At 62.1% G+C, this 388-nt stretch carries 1 protein-coding gene; it reads left to right on the top strand.

Annotated features, from left to right (window positions below):
* Positions 1–198: helix-turn-helix transcriptional regulator (locus RNC47_RS37345; RefSeq protein WP_311605328.1), on the top strand; the 198-nt coding region annotated here is incomplete at its 5' end.
* Positions 199–388: the final 190 nt, after the last annotated feature.

Raw genomic sequence — 388 nt, 5'->3', positions numbered from 1 at the left:
ACCGCTGATTTCGGCAGTACCCCGTATCAGTTCGTCCTCGACCGCCGAATCCGCCGGGCGAAACAGCTCCTGGCCACCACCGCGATGTCGATTACGGATATCGGTATGGCCGTGGGGTTCTCCACACCCAGCCACTTCGCCACGGCCTTCAAGAACCGCGTCGGCATGTCGCCGAGCAGCTACCGCCGCAACGAGTGAACACTCCACGATCGCGCCGTTGAGATCGCGCGTTTTTCGGAATTGCCTCGAGTTTTCTGAAAGCGAGCCCGACGCTCTCTGGGTAGGTTCCAGTCGGTTCTGACCATCAGTGTGAGGAGACCGCCGTGCTGAACAAACTCGCCGCTGTCGGCGCGCTGACCCTGGGTTCCGTTCTGGCCGCGTCAGGCGT

The organism is Streptomyces millisiae, from assembly GCF_031845425.1.
GTDB lineage: Bacteria > Actinomycetota > Actinomycetes > Streptomycetales > Streptomycetaceae > Streptomyces > Streptomyces millisiae.
The sequence above is the reverse complement of the archived record's forward strand: the minus strand, read 5'-3'. Positions and strand labels throughout refer to the sequence as shown.